This window comes from Mesorhizobium sp. M7A.F.Ca.CA.003.01.2.1, assembly GCF_003998945.1.
In the GTDB taxonomy this organism is placed as follows: domain Bacteria; phylum Pseudomonadota; class Alphaproteobacteria; order Rhizobiales; family Rhizobiaceae; genus Mesorhizobium; species Mesorhizobium ciceri.
Window position 1 is genome coordinate 1 of record NZ_RZRA01000380.1, and the last position, 4,949, is coordinate 4,949.

Annotated in this window: 5 protein-coding genes; all 5 read right to left on the reverse strand. The window is 62.0% G+C overall.

Annotation, left to right across the window (positions count from 1 at the left end):
- Positions 1–618: FkbM family methyltransferase (locus EN969_RS16595; protein WP_164758299.1), on the reverse strand; the 618-nt coding region annotated here is incomplete at its 3' end.
- Positions 615–1,847: a glycosyltransferase 87 family protein gene (locus tag EN969_RS16600; RefSeq protein WP_063168215.1), complete on the reverse strand. Its 1,233-nt coding sequence runs from the start codon at positions 1,845–1,847 to the stop codon at positions 615–617. The genes EN969_RS16600 and EN969_RS16595, both read right to left, overlap by 4 nt.
- Positions 1,848–1,868: 21 nt before the next feature.
- A complete protein-coding gene (locus EN969_RS16605) occupies positions 1,869–3,299 on the reverse strand; it encodes an aspartate aminotransferase family protein (protein WP_244514351.1) in 1,431 nt (476 codons plus the stop codon).
- A 105-nt stretch (positions 3,300–3,404) separates the two neighbouring features.
- Positions 3,405–4,412 carry an NAD(P)-dependent oxidoreductase gene (locus EN969_RS16610; RefSeq protein WP_063168217.1) on the reverse strand — a complete coding sequence of 336 codons (1,008 nt, stop codon included), beginning with the start codon at positions 4,410–4,412 and terminating at the stop codon, positions 3,405–3,407.
- Positions 4,409–4,858: an EamA family transporter gene (locus tag EN969_RS16615; protein ID WP_063168218.1), complete on the reverse strand. Its 450-nt coding sequence runs from the start codon at positions 4,856–4,858 to the stop codon at positions 4,409–4,411. Before EN969_RS16615 ends, EN969_RS16610 begins: the two co-directional genes overlap by 4 nt.
- Positions 4,859–4,949 lie beyond the last annotated feature (91 nt).

The following is a 4,949-nucleotide window of genomic DNA, read 5'->3' on the forward strand; positions in this document are numbered from 1 at the left end:
GTCGAGTTGTTCGAAGACGATCCAGTCGGCGCCCTCGCAATCGACGAGGAAGGCGTCGATATGGGTGATGCCGTTGCGGTCGAGCAGCGTCAGCAAGGTCTCGGATGGCACCTCGATGTCCCTGAGATGCGGCGCGAACTTGTTGAAGTTGGCGTCGGCCTCGCCCCAGGCATTCTTGCCCGACATCAGATTGGTGTCGGTGACCGACGAACAGCCGATGAATTCGATGGGCAGCGTGCCGGCCTCGAGCGCGGCGGCATCGAAAGTGTGGACGGTGATCGTGCCCTTTGTCTTCGTCACCGCCACCGGCTCGATGATGAAGCGGCTGATGTCGGGGTAGTTGGCGCGCAGCCGTTTCTGATTGTAGGGGATCGGCTCGACCAGCATCGCGCGTGCACCGGGAATCCTGTGCAGCCACGGCGTCACATCGTCGAAGAGCGCGCCGTCGCAGGCGCCGACATTGACCATCTGGAACGGCCGCCCCGCCCCACCAAACCGCGCCTTCAGCGCTGCCTTGGCCAGGAATTTCGTGCCGCGCAGCGACGGCCCGCGATCGAGAACGCCACTGGGAAGACCGAGCGACAGGGCAACGCGCGCCAGGCTGGATAGCGAACTCATGACTTGTCTCCGGGAATGATTTGCATGGCAGCGCGATTCTGGCCGCGAGCCACGGCCGCCCACAACGCCATGAACGGCGTCGCCAGCAGCAGGAATGGCGGGATCAGATGCGGGAAATAGATGCGCGTGTCGTGGATCGGGAAGACGGTGAACTTCGCCAGCGCGCCGAGCACCAGTGCCGCGAACAGGATGCCGGCGCGGCGGTCGAGGCGGAAGCCGGCGCGGTCGGCAGCAAACCAGCCGGCCAGTGCCAGCACCGACACGCCGACCCAGCTGTTCAGGCTGACGGCACGCAGCAGCGAGGTGGCAAATGCCCTGAGATAGGCAACGATGGAGAATGGCGGCTCGAACCCGTCCATATTGTAATGCTGCTCGATGCTGGAGAACCACAGATGCGGCCACCAGCCGGGATGATGCGCCCAGTGCGAGATGGCGAAATAGGCAACGAAGGAAGCGGCAAAGCCGGCCAGCGCGCCCCATGCCCTCTGCCGGAACGCAACCAGCAGCACAGCAAAAACAGCAAGGAAAACAATGTTGTCCGGGCGCACCATGAAGGCGAGGAAGAGCAGGATCGCCGTCGCCACCTCGCGGCCGCGGACATAGGCATAAAGCCCGCCCAGCAACAGCGCCGATGTGAGCAGATCCGGCGTTGAGGCGCGCGCCGCATCGCCGAAATCGGCCATGATCAGCACCGCGCCGACCACCGGCGCCAAGGCCAGTGCCCCCTCGGAGCGCAGCCACATCAGGGCGATCGCGCCGAACAGCAGCACGGAGAACACTGAGACCAGGCGCATCGCCTCGACCGGCGACATCACCGCGCTCATCGTCGACAGGATCTCGGCATAGAGGAACTTGATCCGGTACATGCCGAGCAATGAATGGAAGTCGGCGGCATTCTCCGCCATGTGGCTGCGGAAGCCGCCGCCATCGTCGGTCAGCGCCTTGTAGTCACCGGCCGACACGCCCGATTTGACAGTGTTGTAGGCATAGTCATGCAGCGCCTGTGCATCGGGATAGGTGCCTTCCTCCGCTATGGCGAGATAGGGCAGCATGTCCCAATTGGCGTCGGGCATCACCCACGCGGTGAACGCTGAAAAAAGAATGTAGAGCGCGAAGGCCGCGGCGCCGATCGGTGCCGCCAGCCGCGCATAAGTCCCCACGCCCCACGCCAGACCGGCCCCGGTGAGCCGGTCGAGTGGGTTCTGTGGAGCGGGCGACTTGGTCAGCATGTCTACTCAGCGAGTTTCGGTTTAACGGACCTGGCTTTTGACGAAATCCTTCACGATCGACACGATGCCGCGCGACAGCAGACTGTCGAAAGCATCGACGAAACGATCGACATGCTCACGCTGGCAGATCAGCGGCGGCTCCAGCCGGATGACGTTGCGGTTGTACTCGGTGAAGGCGACCAGCACGTCGTAATCGCGCAGCAGCAGCGCGCCGACGAAGCCCGACAGCGAGCCCTTCAGCTTGTCGTCGAGCACGCTGACGATCGGCCGCAGCACCATCGGCAAGGTCTGCGAGAAGTCGTGGAACTCCAGGCCGACCATAAAACCCTTGCCGCGCACATCCTTGATGATCTTCGGGTACTTTTCCCTGAGCGCCTGCAGGCGCTGCAGCAAATAGTCGCCGGTGACGGCGGCATTGTCGATCAGCCCCTCGTCGTAGAGCACGTTGAGCCCCTCGATCGCGGTGACGCAGGCCTCGCCCATGCCGCCGAAGGTCGCCATGGCATGGATCATCGCCGTTTTCGGCGTGCCATAGGCCTTCATGTAGACCTCGCGCCGCGCGATCATGGCTCCCACCGCCGCCTTGCCGGCGCCGAGCGACTTGGCCAGCGCGGTCACATCGGGAATGACGCCGTAATGCTCGAAGGCGTAGAAGCGGCCCGAACGGCCGTAGCCGCACTGCACTTCGTCGGCGACCCACAGCACGCCGTACTGATCGCACAGCGCGCGCAGCTTCTGCCAATATTCGGCCGGCGCCTGAATGATGCCGCCACCGCCCTGGATGGTCTCGAGCACGATGACCCCGACCTCCGGATCGGAGCGGAACAGGCGCTCGACCGCCTCGATGTCGGCGAACGGGATGCGGACCGTGTTTTCCGCCACCTTGAAGTCAGCGCGGTAAAGCTGGCCGTCTGTGATGCCCAGCACGCCCTTGGTCTTGCCGTGGAAGGAATTCTCGGCATAGACGATCTTCGGCCGCTTCGGACCGGCCGCGCGCTCGGCGAGCTTCACCGCCGCTTCCATCGCTTCCGAGCCGGACGAACCCAAAAATACCATGTCGAGATCGCCGGGCGAGCATTTGGCGATGTTGTGCGCAAGCGCTGCCGCATATTGCGACATGAAGGCGATGGCGATTTCCTGGCGCTTCTCCTCCTGGAATTTCTTGCGTGCTTCCAGGATGCGCGGATGATTGTGGCCAAAGGCCAGCGAACCGAAGCCGCCGAAGAAGTCGAGGATCTTGCGGCCGTTCTGGTCGATGTAGAACATGCCTTCGGCACGCTCGATCTTGATCTTGTGGAAGCCGAGCAGCTTCATGAAGTGGAACTGGCCGGGGTTGAGATGCGCCTTGAACAGGTCGGTCATGCGGGCGACATCCATCGCCTTGGCTTGTTCGACGCTGATCAAATCGGGCTTGGCGATGGTGACAGGCGACAGCGCCGGCGCGCTGACCATGGTGCGCAAATTGGTCTGTTCGGGCTTGGCCATGACGGTCATTTCAATCTCCTGTCTGCGCGCACGACCAGGATCGGGCGCAACGAAAGCTGTTTTTGCAAGCCGCTATTCGGCGGGCACATGTTTGGTGGCGACGGCGTGACCGGCTTTCTTTGCGCGGTACTCGCTGTAGGCGGCGATCAGCATGTCCTCGTCGCGATATTGCGGCACCCAGCCGAGCTGACGCCCGGCCTTGGACACGTCGAGCACGCAATCCTCGTCGGCGATCAGATACTGTTCCGGGTCCATGATCGGCATGTTCAAGAGGTCAAGCAGGTCCAGCGTGCGCTTGACCGCCCAGCCCGGTGTCGGGATCAGGATCGATTTCGAGCCGGCATGCCTGATCAGATCGCCGAGCAATTTCTTGACCGGCGGCGGATTGAGCGAACCGAGATTATAGGCCTCGTTTGGCACGCCGGCCTTCCAGGCCGCGCGCGCAGCCTCGGCGCAGTCGAACACCGAGATGAACTGATAAGGATTCCTGCCCGAACCGATCATCGGCACGGGAAGGTTCCAGTCGATCAGCTTGAACAGTTTTTCCAGAATGCCGAGCCGGCCGGGACCGATGATCAGGCGCGGGCGAAACAGCGAGATCGACATGCCGCGCTTGCGCCATTCGGCGGCGAGCTCCTCTGTCTTCTGCTTCGACCAGCCATATTCGCCCAGCGGCGCCACCGGGTGCTCCTCGGTCATCGGCTGCGTGACCGTGTGGCCGTAGATCATGTCGGTCGTGTAGTGGACGAGTTTTGACGCACCGGCTCCGTCCATGGCCTGCATGATGTGCTCGGTGCCATGGAAATTCACAGGGAAGAAGAAATCGTGCCGCTTGGCGCGCACCTGGATCGGCGATAGCATCTTGGCCGACAAATTGTAGACCATGTCGTCGGCCCTGAGCCCAACCGCGGTGACCGAGGTCGGGTCGGTGACGTCGCATTGGATAAAGCGGACGGTGCGGTAGTGCGGCAGGTCGCTCTTGACGATGTCGGCGACGACAACCTCTTCACCATCGGCCACAAGTTTCGGGGCAAGATGGCGGCCGACGAAACCGTCGCCGCCGAAAATCACATGTCTCATCGAACGATCTCGTTTGCTTGGATCTTGTCGGGCGTGATGGAAGCGGTCTGGTCCTCATGCCCTTGCTCACCCAAATCCCGCCCACTTTGCGCGATCAGCACCGTGCCGACGCAGATGAAGGCGATACCGGCGATCCGCCAGCCATTGAGGTCCTCGCGGAAGACGAAATAAGCGAAGATGGCGACGGCAACATAGGCGAGGCTGAGGAACGGGTAGGCGAAGGAGAGCTCGACCTTGGACAGCACATAGAGATGCGAGGCCATCGAGATGACGAAGGTACACAGGCCAAGGAACACCCAGGGGCTGAAGACGATCTGCAGCAGCTTGACGAGCGGATTGACGCCCTCGAACGAGATCGGTCCGAGCGACATCATGCCTTGCTTCAGCATCAGCTGCGCGGCGGCATTGGTCATGACGGTAAAGAGAATGAAGACGATGTATTTCATGTGTTCCAAGCCACCCCTTCGCGCTTCCTATTACAAACCCGCAAACATTTGGTGAAGTCCCAACAATATTTTGAGTAAATCTCGTTATTAA